We start from the raw sequence: 25,983 nt of genomic DNA, 5'->3' as shown, positions 1-25,983 counted from the left end.
TCACTGCTGCTGCCAACCGAGCGTGACGTACGCACCGCGTCGCGGCGAGTTATACGAGTAGACCGTCTCATAGTCCTTGTTCAGCAGATTGTCGATATGCGCGCTCACGTACCACGCTTTCGTGATGTTGTAGCGCGCCGACAGATTCACGATGCCGTAGCCGCCGAGATTGCCGGCCGTATCCGTGCGCGGCCCGCTGACGATCCACTCGCCGCCCACGCGCCAGCCGTCGATGCTGCGATTCACCGCGAACGACGCGAAGCGCCGCGCGCGTCGCACGAGGTCGACGTCGTTGTCGAGATCGACCGGATTTTGCAGCGTCACCGATGCGCGCACGTCGGTCTTGCCGACATGACCGCTCCATGAGCCTTCGAGTCCCTGCACCTTCGCATGGCCGACATTCTCGGCCAGATAGATGCCGGGGATCGTCTGCACGTACTGGATCAGATTCGTATAGCGCGTCTGGAATGCGTTCAAACGCAGCACGCCGAGCGCAGTCGACGCGTACTGCAAGCCCGCCTCCACCGAATGACTGCGCTCGGGTTGAATCGACGGATTGCCGCTGTACGGATAGTACAGATCGTCGAAGCTCGGCGCGCGGAACGCGTCCGAATAGCTTGCGGTTGCCTTCCAGTGCGAAGTGATGTCGAAACCGTAGCCGAGATAGTAACTGTTCGCGCCGCCGAAATCGGAATACTGATCACGCCGCACGTTGGCCTGAATCTGGTTGCGGCCGAACCGCGTCGTATAGCCCGCGAACACCGAATCGACGTGTCGGTCGGGCGCGGCGAAGGTGTCGGAGTCGAGGCTCTGGTCGAGATGTTCGTAGCCGAGCTGCAGCTTCTGGTTCGCGGCGAGCGCGAAATCGTTCTGCCACGTGTACTGGCGATTGTCGGTATCGAAGCGGCCGTTGTAGATGCCGTTGGTGTTCGACACGCTGCGGTCGTCGCCCTCGGCGATCGTGAAGTGCGTGGTCCACCAGTCGGTCAGCTTGCCGTTCGCGAACACCGACACCTGACGCACCTTGCTATACAGGTTGTTCAGATCGGTCGGTTCGCCGTACGCGTTGTCGTAGCTGTTGTTGCCGTTCGACTGGAAATAGCGCACGCCCGCATCCCAATTGTCATTGAACTTATGACGCAGCGACGCCGAGATGCTCTCGTTCAGATAGCCGTTCGCATTCGGATTCGCGGCCGGCGCCTCGTTCGGATTGAGCGACGAAAAGCCGTCGGTCTTGCTGCGCGCGAGCGAAATGCTGAAGGTCGTGCGGCCGTCCTGATCGAGCGCGCCGTTCACGCCGGCGGTTTGCGTCTGCGTGTGATAGCTGCCGTAGCCGACCGAGAAATTGAAACGCGGCGGATGATCGCCACCGTCTTTCGTGAACACCTGCACGACGCCGCCGATCGCACCCGAGCCGTACAACGCGGACACGTTGCCGTTCACCACTTCGACGCGCTCGATCTGATCGAGCGGAATCTGCGCGAGTTGCGCGGAGCCGAGGCCCACCGAATCGACGCGCACGCCGTCGATCAACAACAGCGATTGCGTCGACGACGCGCCGCGCAGAAAGAGGCTCGTCGTCGAACCGGGGCTGCCGGTACGCGTGATTTGCGCGCCGGGCGCGAGTTGCAGCAGGCCGGGCAGATCGGTGGCGGTGGTGTCGGCGATATCCTGCTGATCGAACAGCGTGGTTTGCGGGATCGCGTCGGTGAGCGCTTGCGGTCCGCGCCCGGCGGTGACGACGACCGGCGAGAGCACGATCGCCGGGGCGACGGCTGTCGTTGCATTTGTGGTGCCGGTGTTTGCGGTGCCGGCGTTTGCGGTGCCGGTGTTTGCGCCGGCTGGCGCATCCGTTGCAACGTTTGCGTCGACCGCCGACGCTGAGGAGGACGAAGACGCGGCAGGTGCCGCGGGCTCGGCGCTTTGCGCGTGCACGACGAGCGGCAGGCTCGCGAAGGCGAGCAGCGCCGCGCGGGCGATAGGGGACAACATCGGTGAAGTTCCTGTGGGCAGCATGCGCGGCCTGCTTCCCCGCAGGCCGACGCGTCACGAGGCGTCCCTTGTTTAACGTTTTCGCGGGGGACGTCCCTCTTCTCTGGCCGGTATCCGGGCTACGACACATCGGTCCAGCCTTCCCACGCTTGACGCGCAGTGGCACACTCGCACCTTGAACTTCGAACCTGCGATCAGGACCGACCTGCATGAGTTCATGCGGTCGCTTACCGTTGCGGGGGCAGCGCAGGTTCGCGCCAGCGGTCTCGAGACCACGCGCGCCCTGCTTCCCGTTTAACTGTGCGCGCCGAAAAACGCGCACTGGCACCAGAGTGCGGGAAGTTTAGGAGCGGCGTCGCACAGCGTCAAGAAAGGTCAATCGCGCGCAATGCGTTCCGTTAAGCACCGATTATTGTCCGATGGATCCCTGCTTTTTCCGCCGACAGTCGACCCACGCGGCGCGATGAACCTGCACGAAGCAATGTTGTTACGTCTCGAAACGAGACAATTGTCGGAACCTGCAATATTCCGCGCTAAAATGCGATGTCTTTAGAGGACGCAGCACATGCTCACCGAACTCGAATCACTCTCCCAGAATATCGGCAAGCTGATAGCGATCAGCCAACGCCACCACGAAGCGCGGCTCGCGCTCGAAGAGCAGCTCGCGCAATCGCGCGCGGACGCAGACGCTACGCGTGCGGAACTCGCGCAATTGCGCGAAGAGCGCGACGCGCTGCAAGCGGAACGCGACGCGCTGTCCGCCAAGATCGACGACGCTCAGGTGCGCCTGAATGCGATTCTCGAAAAATTGCCGCGTGCCCGCGCAAGCAGCGAACCGGATAACCAGCTCGATCTGCTCGAGGCCGCTCAGCCCGAAGGCGAGGAAGCGGAAAGCGACGTAAGCCGCCACGGAGAAAACGCATGAGCACCAAGCAGATCGAAGTCTCGATTCTCGACGTCCCCTATCGTCTCGCCTGCTCGCCGGAAACGGAAGGCGCGCTGCTTGAAACGGTCGCGCGCGTCGACGCGGAAATGAAGAAGATCCGCAACAACAGCAACGTGCGCGGCACGGATCGTATTGCGGTCATGGCTGCGCTGTCGCTGGCATCGGAACTGCTTAAGCTGCAAAACAGCGTGCGTCACGGAGAAGCATTTCCTGCTGAAGAAATCCGGCGTACAATGCAGCAAATGAACGAACAGCTGGGTACTGTGATTGAGCAGTACAGCTTGCAGTAAATAAGTTGTCGACCGGTTTGCACCGGTCACGTATTCAACGAAGTAGCTTCAAATACAATGCTTGTGAAGTGAGTGAACAGTTCGCGGCAAACGTTTGAATTCAGTTGCTAAAGTTTGAATAGAAGTAGCTTCATCGGTTTAGCTTCCCTGCCTGGTTCGCCAAGGTCATATATTCCTTGAACCAATGCCATGTGCACGGTTGCGGAAATTTGTAGCACGGGTGTGCGCGTCACTCTGTCTGATGTACCCGAAGTGTTGCTAACTGCGACCAATTCTGAACCCTCGGTTCAGGATGCCGGCCTAGCGGCTAAGGCGGGGACCTTATCTGGAACGGCGTCGGACTTCGGTTCGATGCCGTTTTTCTTTTTGGGCGCCGTTTTTTCCGGTGGCCGCTGAGGCTTTCTGTGCGGGCGCCTGTTTCCTGCTTCGCGTCGTTCACTCTCTAACGCTCATCTCTAACGTTCAATTCGATTCATGCGCTACTGGCTGATGAAGTCCGAACCGGACGAAGCGAGCATCGACGATCTCGCCAACGCCCCGCATCGCACATTGCCGTGGACCGGCGTGCGCAACTATCAGGCGCGCAACTTCATGCGCGACATCATGCAGCTCGGCGACGGTGTGCTGTTCTACCACTCCAGCTGTCCCGAGCCCGGCATTGCGGGGATTGCGGAAGTCTCGTCGGGCGCGTATCCGGACCCGACCCAGTTCGACAGGAAGAGCCCGTACTACGACGCGAAGTCGTCGCAGGAAACGCCGCGCTGGATGCTCGTCGACGTCGTGTTCAAGAAAAAGATTCCGCTGATTCCGCTTGCCGCGCTGCGCGAGCATCCGGAGTTGCAGGACATGCGCGTGCTCGCGAAAGGCAACCGTCTGTCGATCACGCCCGTCACCGAAGCCGAATGGCGCTTCATCACTAAACAGCTTGTTTAAAGGCGAATTAGAGGTAATTCCGTTTGCGCTGGAGTCGCGTGCGGCGTTCCACGTGCCGCGCCCGGCGAAACCGCAATCCTTGCGCCACCTCGGCGCTGGCGTCAAATGTGCACAACCTGTTCCAACAAGGAGTCCAGTAATGACGAAAAAAGCCGCACGGGCCCTCGCACTCGCTCTCGCCTGCACTGCATCGGTCGCGCTCGCGCTGAGTCCAACCGTCGCACGCGCGCAGAGCGTCATGCCGCAGCCGGCGGGCGTGCTGTCGCTGAACGCGCAGGCAAGCGCTGAAGTACCGCAGGACGTCGTCGACATCACGCTGTTTTATGAGCAGGAAGCGAGCGATCCGTCGTCGCTGACCTCGACGCTGAACCAACGCGCGGACGCGGCATTGCAGAAAGCGCGCGGCGTGAGCGGCGTGACCGCGCGCTCGGGCGCGTTCTCGATCTTCCCGTCGACGGATCGCGACGGCCGCATTTCCGCGTGGCGCGGCCGCACGGAAGTCGTGCTCGAATCGCGCGACTTCGCGGCGGCCTCGAAACTGGCCGGCCAGATGGCATCGATCATGCAGGTCGGCAACGTGAGTTTTTCGTTGTCGCCGGAAGCGCAGCGCGCCGCCGAGCAGCGGCTCACCGGCGAGGCGATCAAGTCGTTCCGCGAGCAGGCCGCGTCGTCGTCGCAGGCATTCGGCTTTAGCAGCTATTCGATCCGCGAGGTCAACGTGAATCACAGCGGCGTGATGCCGCGTCCGGTGATGATGATGAGCGCGCGCGCGATGGGTGCCGACGCGAAGTCCGCGCCGATGCCGCTAGAAGGCGGTACGTCGACGGTAACGGTCAACGTGTCCGGCTCGGTGCAGATGAAGTGATGCGTGCGCCGTGCGAGCGGCAACGCGTGCGCTGATGCACGCGCGCCAATAGAAAACGCCACGGCATGAATACATGCCGTGGCGTTTTTCATTGCAGACGGCTCATTGCGTGATCAACGCGATCCGCCGAGCCGCTCAGCTACGGTTGCGCGGTGGTTCAGCTCGCACTCACCGCCTGCGTCGGCTCGCGGCGGCCGCGGCGATACGCCCATACCAGCAGACCGATGCCCACGAGAATCATCGGCAGCGACAGCCATTGCCCCATCGACAGCCCCATCGCGAGCAGGCCGAGGAAGTCGTCCGGCTCGCGCGCGAATTCGACCGTGAAGCGCGCGAGGCCATAACCGATCAGGAACATCGCCGAAATCGCGCCGAGCGGCTTCGGCTTGCGCGCGAAGAAGATCAGCACGAAGAACAACGCGACGCCTTCGAGCGCGATCTCATACAACTCCGACGGATGCCGCGGCAGCATGTGATATTGCGCGAACACCTCATTCAGATGCCATTGCGCGGCCAGTTGCGGATGCGCGGCGAGCCACGCGGCGTCGTCGGGCGCGGCGCCCGGAAACAGCATCGCCCACGGCGCGGACGGATCGGTCACGCGGCCCCACAACTCGCCATTGATGAAGTTGCCGAGGCGCCCCGCGGCGAGACCCGTCGGCACCATCGGTGCGACGAAGTCCGTCACCTGCAGCCACGAGCGCTTGCGCTGATACGCGAACAGGACCATCGCGAGCGTCACGCCGAGGAAGCCGCCGTGAAACGACATGCCGCCTTCCCACACCTTGAAGATGTCGAGCGGATGCGCGAAATAGAAGCTCGCCTTATAGAACAGCACGTAGCCGAGCCGGCCGCCGAGGATCGTGCCCAGCACACCGTAGAACAGCATGTCGTCGATATCCTTCGCGGTCCAGCCCTGCGCGGCGACGTACGGCAAGCGCAGCCGCAACCGGCCGACGACGATCGCCGCGACGAACGCGACGAGGTACATCAGGCCATACCAGCGCACGGCGAGCGGCCCCAGATGAATGGCGACGGGGTCGAAATTGGGGTGAATGAGCATCGTGTAGTTATGGGCAGTTCAGGTTCAGAAGCGTTTTGCAGCGGCAGTTTTACCGCAGCGGCCTTACAGAATGATCAACGACGGCACGCCACTTGCCCCGCAAGCAGCGGCAGCGGGCACGACGCTAGCACGCGCCGCGTGCCTGCATTGGACGCCGCCGTTCGCATTGCGTTCGCGGCGGCACGACTAGAGACGCGCGGCCACCGTCGCCGCATGCGCGCGCACGATCTCGATGAAGCCCGCCAGCACCGGACTCACCTCGTCCGTGCGCCAGACGAGACCGGTCTCGATCGCGGGCACCGACTCCGACAGCGGCCGATACACCACGCCCGTGCGGCGCAGGTTACGCAACGATTGCGGCACCAGTGCGACGCCCATGCCGGCGGACACGAGGCTGACGATCGTCTGCATCTGGATCGCCTCCTGGCCGATCCGCGGCGTGAGGCCCGCGACGCCGTAGCAATCCATAATGATGTCATAAAAGCCCGGCGCCAGACGCCTTGGGAAGATCACGAGCGGCGCGTCGGCGAGATCGCGCAGGCTCACCGGCACGTCGAGCCATTCGGCTGTGGGGTCCTGAGCGACGGCAGCGTTGTCTTCGACGTTGCCTTTAACGCTGCCTTTGCCGCTCCCCTTCGCCCGGCCCTTGCCGTCGGCTTGCGCGCCACTCTGCAAGCGCGCCGCGCGCTCCGTCGACATCGCGATCACCAGCGGCTCGCGCGCGAGCGGCAACCACGACAATTGCGCCGCGTGACGCGACGGCAGCGGCGCGATCACGAGACCGGCGTCGATGCGCCCGGCCACCAGCTCTTCGATCTGCACGTCGCTGGTCGCCTCGGTCAGCTCGAGCCGCACGCGCGGATGGCGCACGCCGAAATCGCGCAGCAACAGCGGCAACAGCCCGTAGTCCGCGGTCGACACGAACGCGAGCGACAGCACCCCCGCCTCGCCGCGCGCAAGGCTCTGCGCGAGCGGCCGCAGCCCTTCCGCGGCCGCCAGCAGCCGCTGGACCTCGGGCAGCAGATCGGCGCCGACCGCCGTCAGCTCGACCGAGCGCTTGGTGCGCGCGAACAGCTCGACGCCGAGCGTCTCCTCGAGCGCGCGGATCGCCTGCGACAGCGGCGGCTGCGTCATCGACAGACGCGCGGCCGCGCGGCCGAAGTGCTTTTCCTCGGCGACGGCAACGAAGTAGCGCAACTGGCGCAGATCGGGAATCGTCGGCAGCATTAATACTTTTTTCGACCTGAATAAGGGCGAATAATACACGCGGCACGCGCTACGCAAAACCGTCTGTCCGCGACGCCTGGCGGCACTACACTGAACGGATGCGCGCGCGAGCACCCGCCGCGCGCATCCCCCGACGCAGCCGCAGGTCCCCACGCGGCCCGGCTGACTGACGAACGGAACCGACAGAACCAACAGAACCGACAGACTTGGAGCTTCCCCATGGCCTACAACCGTCGTTCGAAAAACATCACCCAGGGCGTCGCACGCTCGCCGAATCGCTCGATGTACTACGCGCTCGGCTACCAGAAAGAAGACTTCGACAAGCCGATGATCGGCGTCGCCAACGGCCATTCCACCATCACGCCGTGCAACGCCGGCCTGCAGCGCCTCGCCGACGCGGCCGTCACCGCGATCAGGCGCGCCGATGCGAACCCGCAGACCTTCGGCACGCCGACGATCTCGGACGGCATGTCGATGGGCACCGAGGGCATGAAATATTCGCTGGTGTCGCGCGAGGTGATCGCCGACTGCATCGAAACCTGCGTGCAGGGGCAATGGATGGACGGCGTGGTCGTGATCGGCGGCTGCGACAAGAACATGCCGGGCGGCATGATCGCGCTTGCCCGCATCAACGTGCCAGGCATCTACGTGTATGGCGGCACAATCCGCCCGGGCAACTGGAAAGGCACCGATCTGACGATCGTGTCGTCGTTCGAGGCGGTCGGCGAATTCACCGCCGGACGCATGTCGGAGGAGGACTTCGAGGGCATCGAGAAGAACGCGTGCCCGTCGACCGGCTCGTGCGGCGGCATGTACACGGCCAATACGATGAGCTCGTCGTTCGAGGCGCTCGGCATGTCGCTGATGTATTCATCGACGATGGCCAACCCCGACCAGGAGAAAGTCGACTCGGCGGCCGAGTCGGCGCGCGTGCTCGTCGAAGCGGTCAAGAAGGATCTGAAGCCGCGCGACATCATCACGAAGCAGTCGATCGAAAACGCGGTCGCGCTGATCATGGCGACCGGCGGCTCGACCAACGCGGTGCTGCACTACCTGGCGATCGCGCATGCGGCCGAGGTCGAATGGACGATCGAGGACTTCGAGCGGATGCGCAAGAAGGTGCCGGTGATCTGCAACCTGAAGCCGTCGGGGCAGTACGTCGCGACCGATCTGCACAAGGCCGGTGGCATCCCGCAGGTGCTGAAGATCCTGCTCGATGCGGGCCTGCTGCACGGCGACTGCATCACGATCACCGGCAAGACAATCGCCGAAGAACTGAAGGACGTGCCCAGCAAACCGCGCGCCGATCAGCAGGTGATCTTCCCGATCGATAAGGCGCTGTACGCCGAGGGCCACCTCGCGATCCTGAAAGGCAATCTCGCCGTCGACGGCGCGGTCGCCAAGATCACCGGGCTGAAGAATCCGGTGATCACGGGCCCGGCGCGCGTGTTCGACGATGAGCAGAGCGCGCTCGAAGCGATCCTCGCGGACAAGATCGTCGCCGGCGATGTCGTCGTGCTGCGCTACCTTGGCCCGAAGGGCGGGCCCGGTATGCCGGAGATGCTCGCGCCGACCTCGGCGATCATCGGCAAGGGGCTCGGCGAGACGGTCGGCCTGATCACCGACGGCCGCTTCTCGGGTGGCACGTGGGGCATGGTGGTCGGGCATGTGGCGCCTGAGGCGTTCGTCGGCGGCACGATCGCGCTGGTGCAGGAGGGCGACTCGATCACGATCGACGCGCACAAACTGCTGCTGCAACTGAACATCGACGACGCCGAACTGCAGCGCCGCCGCGCCGCATGGCAGGCGCCGCAGCCGCGTTACACGCGCGGCGTGATGGCGAAGTACTTCACGCTTGCGCAGCCGGCGAACCGGGGGGCGGTGACGGGTTGAGAGGTGAATTGAACGGCGGGTTGAGCGAGGTCAACCACAGCCGATAACAGTGCCGAACAAAGCGCCCAAAGCGGCGCCGGCCACCGTCGCGCGACGCCACAATGCAAAGGGGCGCACGAAAAAAACGTGCGCCCCTTTGCTCTTATAATGCGTGCACCACAGGCCGGGCTTTCGCACCGGCGGAGACCACAATGAAATCGCTGTCGTATGCAGCCGTAGCCGCCGCTGTTGCGCTTGCCGCCGCCCTGAGCGTCGCCCGTCCCGCCCATGCAGAGACCGCCACCGGCCTCGCGCTCGCGCAGCAGAAGAACTGCATGAGCTGCCACTCGGTCACGCGTCCGTTCATGGGGCCCGCGCTGCACGACGTCGCCATGAAATACGCGGGACGCGAGGACGCGGCCACCTACCTGAAGCACAAGATTCTCGACGGCAGCACCGGCGTGTGGGGCCAGGTGCCGATGCCCGCGAATACGCAGCTGACGCCCGATCAGGCGGCCTCATTGGCGGCCTGGGTGTTGACGCTGAAGTAATTGCGGCGTGTTGATGGAAAAGTTGCGATAAAGGCGCACGACCGCCGAATGACGTGATTTGCTCACGGCGCCCGGCGGCTGCGCCGTTCCCTGCTCCGCCTCGGGTAGTCCTTCAGGTAATCCTTCAGGCAGTCCTTCAGGTAATCCTTCCCGCAGCCCCTTCCCACGCTCTCACGCGCGGCCCGCGTGCCGCGCCAGCTCCTCTTCCACCGCTTCGCGTACCCAGCCGGTCATCTCGGCTTCGAGCGTCTGCGCGACTTCGCGGGTGATCTGCGTCACCAGCAGGTTCGTGTGCTGCTGCAACGCATCGCGGCAACGCGCCTCGATGATGCCGCGCCCGTCGCCCGTCAGGAAGCTCGCGAAGCGGCCACGCAGACGTTCGGCGATCGCGTCGGTATCGAGCGGCGGCTCGGCGGCTTGCGCGGCGTCTTGAGGCACGTCACGAGGCACGTCTTGCGCGGCCTCGCTGCCGACATCGGGTGGCACGGTCGCGCCGGCTTCGAGCGGGATCGCCGGCTCGGTCCGATCGAACACGCCCGGCGACACCGACGTGTCTTCATGCACGTCTTCATGCCCATGGCGGACATGCACACCGTGATGCGGACGCTGGCGCTGTTTCGCATGCGTGTGATCGGCCACGTGCGGCTGATGCAGCTCGGCTTGCGCCTCGGTCGATGCCGGCGGCCGGTCCTGATGCACGGCCGGCGCCGTGGACAGCGGCGCCGGCGCCAGCACAGGCGCCGGCGACACCATCTGTTCCGGCGTGAGCACGGGCTCGGGCGCGAGCACCGGTTCGGCCTGTTGCGCCGGAGGCGGCACGAACGCGGGCTCCGTGCGAAACGTCGGCTCGCGCGGTGTCGGAGACGGGGGAACGGCCTGAGCGGCGGGTTCAGCGCCCGACTGGGCTGCAGGCGCGACCGCTGCGCCGGCATCGGCCGACGTATCGCGCGTCTGTGACGCGCGACCCGGCACGATGACCTCGTTCAGGACTGGAATCGAATTGTCGTTGGGATCGGACACGTGCGCTCTCCGTGTTTGAGTCGAAGCCAAAGCGGGCTGTCCGCATGCCGCGCGCCGCAGCCACCGCTAGCGCCACCTCAGACGTCATCACCTCGCAGCAGCGACGCCCGACGATAGGTGCAGCGCGGAATAACAGACGGTATCGGCAATGCCGGACAGGGCGGACCTCGTGCTACGCGCCGGCCCGTCAAGCTACCGGACCCGCCGCGCCGCGCGAAAAATCACGCGTCGCCGCCCTGCTTGTAGTTGTTCAAAGCATAGCCGCGATCGCGATAGAAGCGATAGCGATCCCGGCCCGCGACCAGTTCGTCCTGTGCGTTACCGACCACTTCGAGCAATCTTTCGAAGCGCGCGAACTGCGCCGGCACCGTCGCGCCGAGATTGAGCAGCACCTGGTGATGCGGCACGTCGTCGAGATTCGTGGCCAGCACGACCGGCGTGTCGGCCGCAAGCGGCGTTCCCGCCATGCAGTGCGGGATGAAATCGAGCGGCGAGAAGGTCCACAGCTTTTCGTCGAAGGCCCGCAGACGCGCGGGCTCGGCCAGCACGACGAGCGGCTGGCCCGCCAGATACGCCTTGCGCACGAGGCGGCACGCGTACAGCAGCGAATCGCCGACGTTCGAGTGAAAGTCGATTCTCGTCATCGGCCGCTCCGCCCCGCTTGATGCTCAGCCTGATGCCCGGCTTGACGCCTCGCTTGCCGCGCGCCGTGCGCGCGCTTACCGCACTGCGTCATTGCCCGGCGCGATCGATCAGGAACTGCGCGAGCAGCGGCACCGGCCGGCCGGTCGCCCCCTTCGCCGAGCCGCTCTTCCACGCGGTGCCCGCGATGTCGAGGTGCGCCCACGGGTACGCGTCCGTGAAGCGCGCGAGGAAGCACGCCGCCGTCACGCTGCCCGCCGGACGTCCGCCGATGTTCGCGACATCCGCGAAGTTCGACTTCAGCTGGTCCTGATACTCGTCGTCGAGCGGCAGGCGCCATGCCGGGTCGGACGCTTCGCGCGATGCATCGAGCAGCTCGCCCGCGAGCGCGTCGTCCTTCGAGAACAGCCCGCTGTTGTGATGGCCGAGCGCGATGATGCAGGCGCCCGTCAGCGTCGCGATGTCGATCACCGCGGCCGGCTTGAAGCGCTCCGCGTAGGTCAGCGCGTCGCACAGGATCAGGCGGCCTTCGGCGTCCGTGTTGAGCACCTCGATCGTGATGCCCTTCATGCTGGTGACGATGTCGCCCGGCTTGGTGGCCGTGCCCGATGGCATGTTCTCGACGGCCGGAATGATGCCGACCACGTTGATCTTCAGGCCCATCTCGGCGACCGCGCGCAGCGTGCCGAGCACTGAGCCCGCGCCGCACATGTCGTACTTCATCTCGTCCATGCCCTCGCCCGGCTTCAGCGAGATGCCGCCGGTATCGAACGTGACGCCCTTGCCGACCAGCACCACCGGCGCGGCCTTCGCGGCGCCGCCCTGGTACTGCAGCACGATGAACTGCGCCGGCTCGACCGCGCCCGCGGTGACCGACAGGAACGAGCCCATCTTCAGCGCTTCGCACTGCTTCTCGCCGAGCACTTCGACCTTCAGCTTCCAGTCTTTCGCGAGCTTCTTCGCGGTGTTCGCGAGGTAGGTCGGCGTGCAGACGTTGCTCGGCAGATTGCCGAGGTCGCGCGTCAGGTCCATGCCGTTGGCGAGCGCGGCGCCCTGCTTCGCGGCCAGCTTGGCAGCCTTTTCGTCGCCGGTGTTGACGCTGAAGACGATGCGCTTGAGCGCGCGCGGCGTGTTGTCCGGCTTGCTCTTCATCTGCGTGAAGCGGTAGGTCAGCTCGCGCAGCGCGAGGATCGCGGCGCGCACGCACCAGTCCGAGCCGCGCTCGAGCACCGGCAGTTGCGCGAGCGTGAACGTGACCTGCACGATCTTCGTGCCGAGCAGCGCGCGCCACGCGGCGCGCACCGCGTCGCCGTAGGCTTTCTGGCTGAACGCGTCCTGTTTGCCGAGACCGACGAGCAGCACGCGCGATGCGCCGATGCCCGACACTTCGTGCAGGAACAGCGTGGTGCCGGCCTTGCCGTCCATGTCGCCCGCCTTGATGATGCGCGTGAGCAGGCCGCGCGTCGCTTCATCGATCTCCAGCGCAGCGCCCGAGAGCGTTTGCGACTCGAACACACCGATCACGATGCAATCGGATTTCCCGGTCAGGAAACCGTTCGTCGAGCCTTTGGTCCAATCACAGGCTTTTATGCTAAAGTCCATCGCGCTTGTCCTCGGATAAAATCAGGGCTTAGGATGAAAGCCGCAATTATCCGCTATTTTTCCCGCGGCGGCTGCACCGGAGGCGTGACGGGACCGAACCCGCGCGTTGCCGTGAGCGCCCCCTCTCGTCATCAATAATGATCTTCGAACGCTCCCTTCAGCGTGAACTCGCGTACACGGCGGGTGCCGTGTTCATGGTTCTCCTCACGCTCGTGCTGACGACGATGATGATCCGCATCGTCGGCTTCGCGGCCTCGGGCGAGATCGACCCGCGCGACGTGCTGGTCCTGATCGGCCTCACCGTGATCGGCTATCTGGCCATCATGCTCGTCGCGACCCTGTTCGTGTCGATCCTGTTCGTGCTCACGCGCTGGTACAAAGACTCCGAGATGGTCGTGTGGCTGTCCTCGGGCGTGAGTCTCACGCAATTCATCAAGCCGATCGGTATTTTTGCCACGCCGATCATCATCCTGATCTGCTTCTTCGTGTTCGTCGGCTGGCCGTGGTCGAACCAGCAGAGCAAGCTGATCCGCGCGCGCTTCCAGCAGCGCGACGAGGTCTCGCTGCTCGCGCCGGGGCAATTCCGCGAATCGCCCACCACGCACCGGGTGTTCTTCATCGAGAAGATGTCGCCCGACCAGGGGCACGTCGAAAACGTGTTCGTGACCAGCACCGAGGGCGGCAAGGTCAACGTGGTGGTGTCGAAGAATGGCCACGTCGAGACGCACAAGAACGGCGACCGCTTCGTCGTGCTGGAAAACGGCCGCCGCTACGACGGCGAGCCGGGCCACCCCGACTTCCGCATCATGGAGTTCGAGCGCTACGGCGTGAAGATCCAGAGCCAGCCGGTCGTCAATACGCCGACCACCACCGGCTTGCCGACGCTCACGCTGCTGCGCAATCCGACCAACGAGAATCTCGCCGAATTCGCGTGGCGCGCGGGCCTGCCGTTGATCGCGATCAACCTGATGCTGCTGGCGATTCCGCTCGCCCACCAGAATCCGCGGCGCAGCCGCACGATCAACCTCGTGATGGCCGTGCTGATCTACCTCACCTATTCGAACCTGCTGAACGTCGTGCAGGCGTGGATCGAGCAGGGCAAGATGTCGTTCGGGCTCGGGCTCGTGATCCTGCACGTGATCGTCGCGGCGATCGTCACGGTCATCTTCTGGCTACGCGTGCGCAACCGGCCGCTCTTCACGCGCGCCATGTTCAGCCGTTCGCAGGGAGCCTGACCGATGCGCATTTATGAAAGGTATTTCGCGCGTCAGATCTATCTCACGTTCGTCTTCATCCTGTTTGCTTTTTCGGGTCTGTTCTTTTTCTTCGACCTGATCAACGAACTGAATTCGATCGGCCACGGCAACTACAAGTTCCAGTACGCGGTGCTACGCGTCGCGCTGCAAACGCCGTCGCGCTTCTACGAAATCATTCCGGTCGCCGCGCTGATCAGCGCGATCTACGTGTTCGCGCAGATGGCCGCGAACTCCGAATACACGATCTTCCGCGTATCGGGTCTCGCGACCAACCGGGCGCTGCGCTCGCTGCTGAAAATCGGCATTCCGCTCGTGTTCCTCACCTACCTGATCGGCGAAGTGGTCGGCCCGTACACGGATCAGCTGTCCGAGCGCGTGCGGCTCGAGGCGCTCGGCTCGTCGGTGTCGAGCAACTTCCAGTCGGGCGTGTGGGTCAAGGACACGCTGACCGAGCGCGCCGACGGCGAGCAGGTCACGCGCTTCGTCAACGTCGGCGAACTGCGGCCCGACGCAACGATCAGCAACGTGCGCATCTACGAATTCGATTCGAAATTCCGGCTCTCGAACGTGCGGATCGCGCAAAGCGGCCGCTATCAGCCGCCGGGCCACTGGCTGCTGACCGGCGTGACCGACACGCAACTGGTCGACGTGCCGCCGCCTTCGAGCACGCCCGCCGATGCGCTCAATCCGGTGTATCGCGCGAATCAGGTCACGTTGCCCGAGTATTCGCTGCGCTCGGAGCTGACGCCGCAGATTCTGTCGGTGCTGCTGGTGTCGCCGGACCGGATGTCGATGTTCAATCTGTTCCGCTACATCCAGCATCTGACCGAGAACCATCAGGACACGCAGCGTTATGAAATCGCGCTGTGGCGCAAGATCCTGTATCCGTTCGCGGTGTTCGTGATGCTGGTGCTGTCGCTGCCGTTCGCGTATCTGCATACGCGCGCCGGCGTGGTCGGCGTGAAGGTGTTCGGCGGCATCATGCTTGGCATGAGCTTCCAGCTGTTCAACACGCTGTTCTCGCATATCGGCACGCTCAATACGTGGCCCGCACCACTGACGGCGGCAACGCCGGGGCTCATCTACCTGGTGCTCGGGCTCGTCGGCCTGAAGTGGGTCGACCGGCACTGAGGCAGGCCGCGAGACCCTCATCGGAATCGGGAGTCGACACGATGGCGATGCATGGACTGATTCTGTTTGGCCACGGCGCGCGCGATGCGCGCTGGCGCGAGCCGTTCGAGCGACTCGCCGACAAGCTGCGCACCGCGCGCGCGGCGAGCGGCGACGCGCAGGCCGTCGCTGTCGCTTTCCTCGAATTGATGGAACCCGATCTGCCGACGGCCACCGCCCAACTCATCACGCAAGGCTGCGACACGATCACCGTCGTGCCGGTGTTCTTCGGGCAAGGCGGCCACATTCGCAAGGATTTGCCGGCGCTCATCGATCAATGCCGCGCCACCCATCCCGCCGTCGAGATCCGCTGCGCGGTGGCGGTCGGCGAGGATGACGCCGTGCTGGATGCGCTCGCGCAGTACTGCCTGCGGCAACTCTGATTCCCTTTCCATTCCGGTCGTCGAGGCGCCACGCTCGCGGGGCGCCCCCCGCCCTATTGACGCGACCGGAATGGACCGGAATAGGCCGCACAATGACCCACAATGAATCCGCAAAAGAAGTTTCAAACCTCTTTCATCTCAAAATCAATTCACCAATTCGAATATCTCCAAACATAAAATTAATTCCATTTAAATTTTAGAGATAAATTGGATTTAATCATCGCATTATGCGAATTTAAGAAAAGATACAATTTTCTTTTTTTGAAACGAATCGAAGTTATCTAAGATGCCGTACTCGATCTGACACAAAGGGTACGTAGACTTCAGGCCAAGCCGCGCCAGAAGGCACGGCACATCGTGCTTGCGCTGCCGCGACGGTCGTCCGTCATTGCGTGCATTCGCGTGATGCAATTTCCCGTCAATTAGCGCCCTTGAGCACTGCTTCGCGAGAAGCAATTGCGTGGGACAACGCTTGCCATTTAACTCCGCTGGCCATACGGCATCCGTGATGCCATACCGCCCAATTTTCCAAAAGACAATTAATGAGACAACTCGATCGCGTTTTAATAGTTAAGGTATGGAGCATCGCACTTCTGAGTGCGACGGTTCTAAGCGCATGCGGCGGTGGCGGTGGCGGTGGCAACGGTGGCACGGATAGCTCGCAGGGCGGCAGTTCGATCGCATCGCCCGCCGCAACGGGCTCGACCGACTCCTCGCCGACGATCGCGCAGCTCTCCGCCTCGGGCGCGCTGATCATGCCGCTTGAGGTGATGAGCGCGGGCAGCGGCAAGGTCGTCAGCGCCACGCTTCAGGTGCCCGCGGGCGCCGCGGCGAAGGTACTGACGATGCAGGTCAACAACCTGTCGTACGATGGCAAAGGCTCGATCCAGATCAACGGCGGCAACTGGATCACGCTGACCAACGCAAGCGTCACTGTGCTCGGCAACGCGAAGCTGTACGGCGGCATCGGCGGCGGCTACGACACGATCAGCCTGAACGTGCCGATCACCGGCGCGGTGAACGGCGCGAACACAATCAACTTCCGCTTCAATACGACCGACGGCGTGAGCTCCGGCTATCGCGTGCTGTCGTTCAATCTGCTCGATAGCGGCGGCAACAAACTGATCGCCGCTTCAAGTTTCACGCAGGACGACCCGACCGCGTGGACCGCGCCGCTGCCGAACGCGAGCGATATCGCCGCCGGCCAGCAGTTGTGGCAAAGCGCGCAGCTCATCGAATCGCCGATCAATGCGGGCCATCAGCTACAGGCGCATTGCATGGACTGCCATAGCGCGAGCGGCAGCGACCTGTTCAAGTTCAACTACTCGAACAATTCGATCGTCGTGCGTAGCCAGTTTCATGGGCTGAATGCCACTCAGGGCGCGCAGATCGCGAGCTATATCCGCAGCCTGAAGAACCAGTATCCGACGCCGGGCGCCAACTGCCGGCCGTGGAATCCGCCCTACCAGCCCGGTCCCGGACTCGACTCCGCACCGGTCAGCGACTGGACCTGCGGCGCGGGCCTCGGCGCCGTGTCGGAGAACGATCTCGACACGCTCGCATCGATCTTCCCGAACGGCGCGGTGAACAGAAGCCTGGTCGCGACCAAAAGCCAGATCAATCTGCGCGAAATTCCGATCGCGCTGCAACTGCCCGACTGGAATCACTGGGTGCCGCACGTCCATCCGAAAGACGCATGGGGCGACTACTTCACCAACAGCAACGTGAACAAGATGTACGCCGGCCAAGGGACCGGCAACGCGACGTACAACATGCGAAGCCAACTGGCGCAGGGTGGCGTCAGCTACGCGCAAGGCAAGACCGGCAACATCTTCAACGACCTGTACTACTGGGGCGACGCGTTTGGCGACAACTTCACGCCGCCGAACGAAGGCACAAGCGGCAGCTACACGATCGCGCAGCAGGAAAGCCTCTACGGCACCGCGCAATGGCAACTGCTGAAGTCGTGGGAGCTCGCGCAGGAGTACTCGCTCGAACAGAGCTGCCCGAGCGCATGGGTCAATCTCCAGCACGCACCGAAACCGGAAGCGCGCGGCTGGTGCGGCTACTGGCGCGTCATCTTCAACGTGTCGCCGCATATCCTGAACTTCCCCACCGCCAATAGCATGTTCGGCAGCTCGGTCGCGCAATACGTGAAGTCGAACCAGTGGTACTACCTGCAGATTCTGCTCAATCCCGGTTCGGGCGCGCACAACGTGCAGATGCCGGTCGACTGGCAGTACGCGTATGGCCTGCTCGACAACCTCCGCCAGGTCAGCGGCCGTGCCGAGCCGATCCGCAACTTCCTCTACGTGCTCAAGGGCACGCAGGAGATGGACAACGGCGTCGGCGTCGCCAACGTCAACCAGGGCTGGACCACGCGCGACACGAGCCCGCTCGACGTCTGGAGCGGCGGCCAGAACGGCGTGTGGAAAGGCACGAGCGTCGCGACCGAGCAGGCGGTCGTCAACGCGTTCCTCGCGAACTGGGTCGACACGACGACGAGCTTCAACCTGAGCGACTGGCAGCGCGAAGGCCAACCGAATACGGTGAGTTACGAGACGACGTGCGGCTGGAGCATTCGCAGCCTGTGCGCGCTCGACTACGTGCCCGGCACGTTATCGGGCGGGACGGTCGAAAACTTCCCGACCTGGATGTGGAATAAGGTGCCGCTGATGCGCGGCGAAGGAGTCGACGGCACGCAACTGAACCGGCTCGTCACGTGGCTCAATTCGGCGTACCCGAGCGGTAACTATTCGAATCTGCTCGGCAACTGACGCGTCGTCGGAGCCGCGACAAAACCAAAAGAACCGCCCGCGCAATTGCGGGCGGTCGACCATAATTCGCGGCTTTCATTCATCTCAAAACCGCAATCCCAATTCCTAATTGAGGCGAATGTTAAATCAATCAAATCGCCACTCAACCGGCCAATAAATTCGAATCATCGCATTACGCGAATGACAAAGAAAAGTGTTAATTTTTCTTTGAAATTGGCGGAAATTGGCTAATATGCAGTGCATACCTATACGAGGCAATGTCAACTGGCGAGGCGCGTTCCGCGTGCCTCGCCACACGACCTTCTATCCTTTTCGCGCAGCCGCGCGACGCACTCTTTGCGTCCTCTGATTCTGTCGAGTATTGCTCCCGATAATTAATTTAATCGGGCGATCCTCTTTACTCATCGTTTCAAGCGATACGGCATTTACGTAATGCCGCGCTACCGCTTTCTCTGCGAGAGGCAAATAATGAAACGACTTAATCGTATGGTCGTCATTTCGGTATTGAGCGAAACCTTGTTGAGCGCGTGCGGTGGAGGCGGCGCAAGCGGCGGGGACGGCGCGGGCAGCGCAAACGGCGGGGGCGAAAGCAATGCGAGCGTCAGCAGCGGCGCAGTCGACACGCCCATCGACCACGCCATGTCCTCGTCATCGAGAACGCGCCCGTCGTCGAGCACGATCGTCATGCCGCTCGAAGTCATGAGCGCGGGCAGCAGCCAGACCGTCAGCGCCACGCTGAAAATTTCGGCGGGCGCATCGGCGAAGGTGCTGACGATGCAGGTCAACAACCTGTCGTACGACGGCAAGGCTTCCGTTCAGATCAACGGCGGCAGCTGGATCACGCTGACCAACGCGAGCGTCACCGTGCTCGGCAACGCGAAGCTGTATGGCGGCATCGGCGGCGGCTACGACACGATCAGCCTGAACGTGCCGATCACAGGCGCGGTGAACGGCACCAACACGATCAGCTTCCGTTTCAATGGCACTGACGGCGTGAGTTCCGGCTATCGCGTGCTGTCGTTCAATCTGCTCGATAGCGCCGGCAATCCACTGATTGCCGCGTCGAGCTTCACGCAGGACGACCCGACCGCGTGGACCGCGCCGCTCGCGAACGCGAGCGATGTCGCCACCGGCAAGCAACTCTGGCAAAGCGCCACCCTCAACGAATCGCCGATCAACCCGAGCCATCAGCTACGCGCGCATTGCATGGACTGTCATAGCGCGAGCGGCAGCGACCTGTTCAAGTTCAACTACTCGAACAATTCGATCATCGTACGCAGCCAGTTTCATGGGCTGAGCGCCATTCAGGGCGCGCAGATCGCAAGCTATATCCGCAGCCTGAAGAACCGGTATCCGACGCCGGGAGCCAACTGCCGGCCGTGGAATCCTCCGTATCAACCCGGTCCCGGGCTCGACTCGGCGCCGCTCAGCGACTGGACCTGCGGCGCGGGCCTCGGCGCCGTGTCGGAGAACGATCTCGACACGTTGGCCGCGATCTTCCCGAACGGCGTGGTCGACAGAAGCGTGGTCGCGACCAGAGGCCAGATCAACCTGCGCGAGATTCCGATCGGCTTGCAGTTGCCCGACTGGAATCACTGGGTGCCGCGCATCCATCCGAAAGACGCGTGGGGCGACTACTTCACCAACAGCAATCTGAACAAGCTGTACGCGGGCGAAGGCAGCGGCAGCGCGACCTTCAACATGAAGACCCAACTGGCGCAGGGCGGCGCCAGTTACGCGCAAGGCAAGACCGGCAACATCTTCAACGACCTGTATAGCTGGGGCATCGCGTTCGGCGAGCAATTCGCGCCGCCCAATGCCGGCACGAACGGCAGCTACACGATCGCACAGCAGGAGAACCTTTACGGCACCGCGCAATGGCAACTGCTGAAGTCGTGGGAGCTCGCGCAGGAGTACTCGCTCGAACAGAGCTGCCCGAGCGCATGGGTCAATCTCCAGCACGCACCGAAACCGGAAGCGCGCGGCTGGTGCGGCTACTGGCGCGTCATCTTCAACGTGTCGCCGCATATCCTGAACTTCCCCACCGCCAATAGCATGTTCGGCAGCTCGGTCGCGCAATACGTGAAGTCGAACCAGTGGTACTACCTGCAGATTCTGCTCAATCCCGGTTCGGGCGCGCACAACGTGCACCTGCCGGTCGACTGGCAATACGCGTATGGCCTGCTCGACAACCTCTATCAGGTCAGCGGCCGCACCGAGCCGATCCGCAACTTCCTGTATGTGCTCAAGGGTGCGCAGGAGATGGACAACGGCGTCGGCGTCGCCAACGTCAATCAGGGCTGGACCACGCGCGACACGAGCCCGCTCGACGTCTGGAGCGGCGGGCAGAACGGCGTGTGGAAAGGCACGAGCGTCGCGACCGAGCAGGCGGTCGTCAACGCGTTTCTCGCGAACTGGCTCGACACGACGACGAGTTTCAATCTGAGCAACTGGCAGCGCGAGGGTCAGCCGAATGCGGTGAGCTACGAGACGACCTGCGGCTGGAGCATTCGCAGTCTGTGCGCGCTCGACTACGTGCACGGCACGCTATCGGGCGGGACGATCGAGAATTTCCCGACGTGGACGTGGAATCAGGTGCCGCTGATGCGCGGCGAAGGGATCGACGGTACGCAGCTGAACCGCCTGTCGACGTGGCTGAATGCCGCGTATCCGAGCGGCAATTATCTGAGTCTGGTTCACTGAGGCGGCCATGTGCACCGACGGAATCTGGCGCAGTTGCGCGCGGCGCCGCGCGAAATCGACGACACGCCGCGCGGCCGGATCGCGCCAGGCGGCGCGGCCGCGCTGGCGCGTCAGCGGCCGTGTCAGGCCGCGACCAGCAGACCGCTGGCGTTGAGCGTGGGCTCGGCCTGCCGCGCCGCGAACGCGGCACCGATCATCAGCAGGCTCGGTTGCGAGGCATCGACCCAGCGCAGCGCTTCGCCGGCGGCCAGCTGTTCGAGCGTGAGCGTGAGCATGCGCTCGCGCTCGGTGCTGCACGCCTCGACGATCGCGACCGGCGTGCTCGCCGGCTTGCCCGCGTCGATCAACTGCTGCGCGATCTCGACGCCGCTGTCGCGGCCCATGTAGAACACCAGCGAATCGGCGTTGACCTGCTCGCGGATTTCGTCGGAGCCCGGCGCGCGGCTGAAGGTCGCCAGCGCGACGCTGCGCGACACGCCGCGCAACGTCAGCGAACGCTTCAGCGTAGCCGCGCTCGCAAGTGCGGCGGTGATGCCCGGCACGATTTCGTAGTCGATGCCAGCCGCTTCGAGCGCGCGCATCTCTTCGTCGGCGCGGCCAAACAGCATCGGATCGCCGCCCTTCAGACGCACGACCACGTCGTGCTCCAGCGCCGCATCGACGATCTGCTTGTTGATGAACTGCTGGGCCGTCGACAGCTGTCCGCAGCGCTTGCCGACCGCAATCCGCTTCGCGTGTCGCGGCGCGTAGTCGAGCATCGCCGGCTCGACCAGCGCGTCGTGCAACACTACATCGGCAGTGCCGAGCAGACGCGCGCCGCGCACCGTAATCAGGTCCGCGGCACCGGGTCCCGCACCGATCAGATAAACCTTGCCCATCACTTCAACCTGTTTCGTTAGAGCGTCCATGAGGCAAAAGCGGCGCATCGCGCGCCGCCTTCACCGCCCTGCATGACGCGCCGACGGCGCGCGTTTATGTCACTGCTTATGCCCGCGCTGTTACGCCGAAAACTCGCGGATCATGCCGGCCGCGACCGTGTGATGCGTCGCTTCGTCGATCAGCACGAACGCGCCGGTGCCCTGATGCGCGTCGTACGCGTCGCACACGAGCGGCTTTTGCAGTGTCAGCGCCACGCGGCCGATGTCGTTCATCGTCAGTTCCTTGCGGTCGATCGCTTGCGACAGCGTATGCACGTCGAGCACTTCCTTGATCGCGCCGATCTTCGCGAACACCGTGTTGGTGGTCTGCTTGAGCAGGTACTTGCGCTGCGTCGATAGCGGCGTCTCGTCGAACCAGCACAGGTCCGCTTCGAGCTTCTTCGCCGGTTCCGGCGCCGCTTCGCGCAGCACGAAGGTATCGCCGCGCGACACGTCGACGTCTTCCGCCAGACGGATCGTCACCGTCTGACCGGCGAACGCGCGGTCCACCTGCGCAGTGCCGCCGATCACCGGCGCGATGATCTCGGCCACCGTCGCTTCGCGATTGGCCGGCAGCACGACGATCGTGTCGCCGAGCTTCACTTCGCCCGACTCGACGCGGCCCATGTAGCCGCGGAAATCGTCGGCCTGGCTGCCATCCTGACGCGCAACCCACTGCACCGGGAAGCGCAGCGCTTCGCCGCTCGCGGATTCGACCGGCAGCGCTTCGAGCACGTCGAGCAGCGGCTGGCCCGCGTACCACGGCATACGCTCGCTTGCGGTGACGATGTTGTCGCCCTTCAACGCCGACACCGGCACGAAGCGCACGTCTTCGAGACCGAGGTGGCGCGCGAGCTCGACGTACGAATCGCGGATCTCGTTGAAGCGCGCTTCGCTGTAGTCGACGAGGTCCATCTTGTTGATCGCGACGATCACGTGCTGCAGGCCGAGCAGCTTGACGATCGCGCTATGACGCTTGGTTTGCGGCAGCAGTTGCGCGACGCCGTTCTCGAACGTCACGCGCGTCGCGTCGACGAGGATGATCGCCGCGTGCGCGGTCGACGCGCCCGTCACCATGTTGCGCGTGTACTGCTCGTGGCCCGGCGTGTCGGCGATGATGAACTTGCGCTTCGCGGTCGCGAAGTAGCGATACGCGACGTCGATCGTGATGCCCTGCTCGCGCTCGGCTTCGAGGCCGTCGGTCAGCAGCGACAGATCGATTTCGTCGCCGACCGTGCGCTTGTTCTTCGCGCGCGACAGCGCCGACAGCTGATCGCTCAGCACAGCCTTGCTGTCGTACAGCAGGCGGCCGATCAGCGTGCTCTTGCCGTCGTCGACGCTACCCGCGGTGATGAAACGCAGCACGCCGAGGTCTTCTGGTTGATGAATACCGCTCATGATTGAATTACCCTTGGTCGTGTGCTTAGAAATAACCTTGCTTCTTGCGCTGTTCCATCGCCGCTTCGGACACCTGATCGTCCATCCGCGTCGCGCCGCGTTCCGTGATTTCGGTAACGGCCGTCTCGGCGATGATCTTCTCGATGTCGTCCGCGTCGCTTTCGACCGGGCACGTGCAGCTGATGTCACCGACGGTCCGGAAGCGCACGAGCGCCTGTTCGCTCGTCTCGCCCTCACGCATCGGCGTGAGCGGCGTGACCGGCACCAGCAGCCCGTTGCGACGCACGATCTCGCGCTGGTGCGCGTAGTAGATCGACGGCAGTTCGAGCTGTTCGCGCGCGATGTACTGCCACACGTCGAGTTCGGTCCAGTTCGAGATCGGGAACACGCGCAGGTGTTCGCCGTTGTGCAGACGCGCGTTGTACAGGCTCCACAGTTCCGGGCGCTGCGCCTTCGGGTCCCACTGGCCGAATTCGTCGCGGAACGAGAAGATGCGCTCTTTCGCGCGGGCCTTTTCTTCGTCGCGACGCGCGCCGCCGATCATCGCGGTGTAGCCGTATTGCTCGATGGTTTCGAGCAGCGTGACCGCCTGCGCGGCATTGCGCGAATCGGTTTCGCGACGCAGACGCACGGTGCCGCGCTTGATCGAATCCTCGACATGGCCGACCACCAGCTCGGCGCCGATTTCCTGCGCGCGGCGATCGCGGAAGTCGATCACCTCGTCGTAGTTATGGCCGGTGTCGATATGCACGAGCGGGAACGGCAACTGGGTCTTGCGGTTCGCACCGAGGCCGAACGCCTTCAGCGCAAGTGCGAGCACCACCACGGAATCCTTACCGCCCGAAAACAGCAGCGCCGGCTTGCTGCATTCGGCGACCAGTTCGCGCAGGATGTGAATCGACTCGGCTTCGAGCCAATCGAGGTGATCCATCCGGTTGGCCGTGTTGGCAAGCGGAGCGTTGACAGTGGGATCGAGCGTGGTGCTCATAGCGAGTCCTTCGTTGGTGCGCCCGGCGCGCTGGCGCGCGAGCGGAAGTATTCAAATCGTTTCGGCGGCGCGAGCCGCAAATTCGGTGCGAGGCGCTCAGGCCGACGCGTTTTCGCTGCGCTCGGCCGCGATCGGGGTAATCGCCGTGATGTGCAAGCCGCATTCCTTGGTATCGCGCGACTCCCACCACCAGCGCCCCGCCCGGCTGTCCTCGCCGGGGCGGATCGCCCGCGTACACGGCTCGCAGCCGATGCTCGGATACCCGCGCGCATGCAGCGGATTGACCGGCACGTCGAAGGCCTTAAGATAATCCCAGACCTCGGCTTCGGTCCAGTCCGCGAGCGGATTGAACTTGGCGATGTTGCGCGCGCCGTCGAGCTCTTCCTCATGCAGCTCGGCACGGGTGACCGACTGCTCGCGGCGCTGGCCCGTCACCCAGGCGCTGACGTCCGAGAGCGCGCGGTTCAGCGGCTCGACCTTGCGGATCTCGCAGCAGCGCTTGCGCAACTCGACGCTTTCGTAGAAAGCGTTCAGGCCGTGCTCGCTCACATACTGCCCGACCGCGGCAGCCTGCGGATGAAACTGCTCGAGGTCGTAGCCATAGCGCGCCTTCACGGTATCGAGCATGCCGAGCGTTTCGGCATGCAGACGGCCCGTATTCAGCGAGAAGATGCCGATCTTCACCTTGCGTGACAGGATCGCGTGGGTGAGCAGCATGTCTTCGGCCGCCAGGCTGCTCGCGAGCTTCACGTTCGCGTGGCGCGCGGCGATCGAATCGAGCAGCGTGTCGAGACGCTCGACCTTCGCGGCCAGTTCCGGGCTCAGCGACTGAACGGTGCTCATGCCGAAACCTTGTCGGCGCCGGCCTGCGCGGCGCGGCGGCGGAACAGCGGCGACAGATCCACCGCGCTCTGGTATTGCACGCTGAACTCGTCGAACGCCTTCAGCGCATCGTTGAGGTCCTTGTCGGCGCGCAGCGCGTAGGCGTCGAAGCCGCAGCGGTACATGAAGGTGATCTGGTCGCGCAGCACGTCGCCGATCGAACGCAGTTCGCCCTTGTAGCCATAACGCTCGCGCAGCAGGCGGCCGATGCTGTAGCCACGGCCGTCGCGGAACACCGGGAAGTCCACCGCGATCAGCGCGAGCTTGTCGAAATCGACGACGATGTCCGCCGGCTCGCTATCCGGCGCGAGCCACACGCCGAGTTCGGCGGCGCCGCGCGATGCGATGAGCGCATCGCGCTCGGCCTGCCACAGCGCCAGCGGCACGATGACCTTGCCGGCCGGCAGTGCGTTCACGGCCGGCAGCGTGCCGTCTTCGGCCGAGCGCACGACGGTCCAGTCGTCGTTGACGATCGCGCGATTCTTGATGATAGAAGCCATCTGTTC

At 63.9% G+C, this 25,983-nt stretch carries 23 protein-coding genes, 1 other RNA gene and 1 riboswitch; of the genes, 12 read left to right on the top strand and 12 right to left on the bottom strand.

Features of this window, described 5'->3' with window-relative positions:
* Positions 1 to 1,992: a TonB-dependent receptor domain-containing protein gene (locus tag HHL14_RS08755; protein WP_169497189.1), complete on the bottom strand. Its 1,992-nt coding sequence runs from the start codon at positions 1,990 to 1,992 to the stop codon at positions 1 to 3.
* Positions 1,993 to 2,080: 88 nt separating this feature from the next.
* A riboswitch (cobalamin riboswitch) is annotated at positions 2,081 to 2,339 on the bottom strand.
* 218 nt (positions 2,340 to 2,557) lie between these two features.
* Here HHL14_RS08755 and HHL14_RS08750 point away from each other — a divergent pair.
* From HHL14_RS08750 to HHL14_RS08730, 5 genes are all read left to right on the top strand, one after another.
* Positions 2,558 to 2,917, top strand: coding sequence for an ATPase (locus tag HHL14_RS08750; protein WP_169497188.1), 360 nt, complete (start codon positions 2,558 to 2,560; stop codon positions 2,915 to 2,917).
* Positions 2,914 to 3,228: a cell division protein ZapA gene (locus HHL14_RS08745; RefSeq protein ID WP_169497187.1), complete on the top strand. Its 315-nt coding sequence runs from the start codon at positions 2,914 to 2,916 to the stop codon at positions 3,226 to 3,228. The genes HHL14_RS08750 and HHL14_RS08745 overlap by 4 nt, the downstream gene beginning before the upstream one ends.
* A gap of 141 nt (positions 3,229 to 3,369) precedes the next feature.
* A non-coding RNA gene (gene ssrS, locus HHL14_RS08740) (6S RNA) lies at positions 3,370 to 3,551 on the top strand.
* A gap of 151 nt (positions 3,552 to 3,702) precedes the next feature.
* Positions 3,703 to 4,161 (top strand): EVE domain-containing protein, encoded by a 459-nt coding sequence (locus HHL14_RS08735; RefSeq protein ID WP_169497186.1) that lies wholly within the window; start codon positions 3,703 to 3,705, stop codon positions 4,159 to 4,161.
* A 139-nt stretch (positions 4,162 to 4,300) separates the two neighbouring features.
* Positions 4,301 to 5,026: an SIMPL domain-containing protein gene (locus HHL14_RS08730; RefSeq protein WP_169497185.1), complete on the top strand. Its 726-nt coding sequence runs from the start codon at positions 4,301 to 4,303 to the stop codon at positions 5,024 to 5,026.
* Between the two features lie 157 nt (positions 5,027 to 5,183).
* On the opposite strand, the gene lgt is transcribed toward HHL14_RS08730, so the two are convergent.
* The gene (gene lgt, locus HHL14_RS08725) at positions 5,184 to 6,089 is read right to left on the bottom strand and encodes a prolipoprotein diacylglyceryl transferase (RefSeq protein ID WP_169497184.1); all 906 of its coding nucleotides are present in this window, start codon (positions 6,087 to 6,089) and stop codon (positions 5,184 to 5,186) included.
* A gap of 186 nt (positions 6,090 to 6,275) precedes the next feature.
* Positions 6,276 to 7,316 carry a LysR family transcriptional regulator gene (locus HHL14_RS08720; protein WP_169497183.1) on the bottom strand — a complete coding sequence of 347 codons (1,041 nt, stop codon included), beginning with the start codon at positions 7,314 to 7,316 and terminating at the stop codon, positions 6,276 to 6,278.
* A gap of 219 nt (positions 7,317 to 7,535) precedes the next feature.
* On the opposite strand from HHL14_RS08720, the gene ilvD reads away from it, so the two are divergent.
* Together ilvD and HHL14_RS08710 are read left to right on the top strand one after the other, a co-directional pair.
* Positions 7,536 to 9,209, top strand: a complete 1,674-nt coding sequence (gene ilvD, locus HHL14_RS08715; protein WP_169497182.1) for a dihydroxy-acid dehydratase — start codon at positions 7,536 to 7,538, stop codon at positions 9,207 to 9,209.
* A 191-nt stretch (positions 9,210 to 9,400) separates the two neighbouring features.
* Positions 9,401 to 9,739 (top strand): c-type cytochrome, encoded by a 339-nt coding sequence (locus HHL14_RS08710; RefSeq protein WP_169497181.1) that lies wholly within the window; start codon positions 9,401 to 9,403, stop codon positions 9,737 to 9,739.
* A 171-nt stretch (positions 9,740 to 9,910) separates the two neighbouring features.
* Here HHL14_RS08710 and HHL14_RS08705 read toward each other — a convergent pair whose 3' ends face one another.
* The 3 genes from HHL14_RS08705 to HHL14_RS08695 all read right to left on the bottom strand — a co-directional run bounded on the left by HHL14_RS08705 (position 9,911) and on the right by HHL14_RS08695 (position 13,003).
* Positions 9,911 to 10,759, bottom strand: a complete 849-nt coding sequence (locus HHL14_RS08705) for a DUF2486 family protein (RefSeq protein ID WP_169497180.1) — start codon at positions 10,757 to 10,759, stop codon at positions 9,911 to 9,913.
* A gap of 221 nt (positions 10,760 to 10,980) precedes the next feature.
* Entirely contained in the window at positions 10,981 to 11,403 is a 423-nt protein-coding gene (locus HHL14_RS08700) for a DNA polymerase III subunit chi (protein ID WP_169497179.1), read from the bottom strand.
* 88 nt (positions 11,404 to 11,491) lie between these two features.
* On the bottom strand, positions 11,492 to 13,003 hold the full coding sequence (locus HHL14_RS08695; protein ID WP_169497178.1) for a leucyl aminopeptidase: 1,512 nt from the start codon (positions 13,001 to 13,003) through the stop codon (positions 11,492 to 11,494).
* A gap of 137 nt (positions 13,004 to 13,140) precedes the next feature.
* Here HHL14_RS08695 and lptF point away from each other — a divergent pair, with 137 nt between their 5' ends.
* From lptF to HHL14_RS08675, 4 genes are all read left to right on the top strand, one after another.
* The gene (lptF, locus tag HHL14_RS08690; protein WP_169497177.1) at positions 13,141 to 14,238 is read left to right on the top strand and encodes an LPS export ABC transporter permease LptF; all 1,098 of its coding nucleotides are present in this window, start codon (positions 13,141 to 13,143) and stop codon (positions 14,236 to 14,238) included.
* Between the two features lie 3 nt (positions 14,239 to 14,241).
* The gene (gene lptG / locus HHL14_RS08685; protein WP_169497176.1) at positions 14,242 to 15,390 is read left to right on the top strand and encodes an LPS export ABC transporter permease LptG; all 1,149 of its coding nucleotides are present in this window, start codon (positions 14,242 to 14,244) and stop codon (positions 15,388 to 15,390) included.
* Positions 15,391 to 15,431: 41 nt separating this feature from the next.
* Positions 15,432 to 15,812 carry a sirohydrochlorin chelatase gene (locus HHL14_RS08680; protein WP_169497175.1) on the top strand — a complete coding sequence of 127 codons (381 nt, stop codon included), beginning with the start codon at positions 15,432 to 15,434 and terminating at the stop codon, positions 15,810 to 15,812.
* Positions 15,813 to 16,354: 542 nt separating this feature from the next.
* Entirely contained in the window at positions 16,355 to 18,589 is a 2,235-nt protein-coding gene (locus HHL14_RS08675) for a hypothetical protein (protein ID WP_169497174.1), read from the top strand.
* A gap of 440 nt (positions 18,590 to 19,029) precedes the next feature.
* Here the strand turns inward: HHL14_RS08675 and HHL14_RS08670 are convergent, their stop codons facing one another.
* Entirely contained in the window at positions 19,030 to 19,275 is a 246-nt protein-coding gene (locus HHL14_RS08670) for a hypothetical protein (RefSeq protein ID WP_169497173.1), read from the bottom strand.
* Between HHL14_RS08670 and HHL14_RS08665 the strand changes: the two genes are divergently transcribed.
* A complete protein-coding gene (locus tag HHL14_RS08665; protein ID WP_169497172.1) occupies positions 19,274 to 21,292 on the top strand; it encodes a hypothetical protein in 2,019 nt (672 codons plus the stop codon). The genes HHL14_RS08670 and HHL14_RS08665 overlap by 2 nt on opposite strands.
* A gap of 122 nt (positions 21,293 to 21,414) precedes the next feature.
* Here the strand turns inward: HHL14_RS08665 and cobA are convergent, their stop codons facing one another.
* From cobA to HHL14_RS08640, 5 genes are all read right to left on the bottom strand, one after another.
* Positions 21,415 to 22,170, bottom strand: a complete 756-nt coding sequence (cobA, locus tag HHL14_RS08660; RefSeq protein WP_169497274.1) for a uroporphyrinogen-III C-methyltransferase — start codon at positions 22,168 to 22,170, stop codon at positions 21,415 to 21,417.
* Positions 22,171 to 22,290: 120 nt separating this feature from the next.
* On the bottom strand, positions 22,291 to 23,607 hold the full coding sequence (locus tag HHL14_RS08655; RefSeq protein ID WP_169497171.1) for a sulfate adenylyltransferase subunit 1: 1,317 nt from the start codon (positions 23,605 to 23,607) through the stop codon (positions 22,291 to 22,293).
* Between the two features lie 25 nt (positions 23,608 to 23,632).
* Positions 23,633 to 24,595 (bottom strand): sulfate adenylyltransferase subunit CysD, encoded by a 963-nt coding sequence (gene cysD, locus HHL14_RS08650; RefSeq protein ID WP_169497170.1) that lies wholly within the window; start codon positions 24,593 to 24,595, stop codon positions 23,633 to 23,635.
* Between the two features lie 96 nt (positions 24,596 to 24,691).
* Positions 24,692 to 25,438: a phosphoadenylyl-sulfate reductase gene (locus HHL14_RS08645; RefSeq protein WP_169497169.1), complete on the bottom strand. Its 747-nt coding sequence runs from the start codon at positions 25,436 to 25,438 to the stop codon at positions 24,692 to 24,694.
* Positions 25,435 to 25,977 carry a DUF934 domain-containing protein gene (locus tag HHL14_RS08640; RefSeq protein ID WP_169497168.1) on the bottom strand — a complete coding sequence of 181 codons (543 nt, stop codon included), beginning with the start codon at positions 25,975 to 25,977 and terminating at the stop codon, positions 25,435 to 25,437. Before HHL14_RS08640 ends, HHL14_RS08645 begins: the two co-directional genes overlap by 4 nt.
* Between the last annotated feature and the right edge of the window lie 6 nt (positions 25,978 to 25,983).

The sequence above is a fragment of the Paraburkholderia antibiotica genome (assembly GCF_012927125.1).
Classification (GTDB): Bacteria; Pseudomonadota; Gammaproteobacteria; order Burkholderiales; family Burkholderiaceae; genus Paraburkholderia; species Paraburkholderia antibiotica.
Note: the sequence above shows the minus strand (reverse complement) of the source record. Positions and strands in the feature narration are given on the sequence as shown.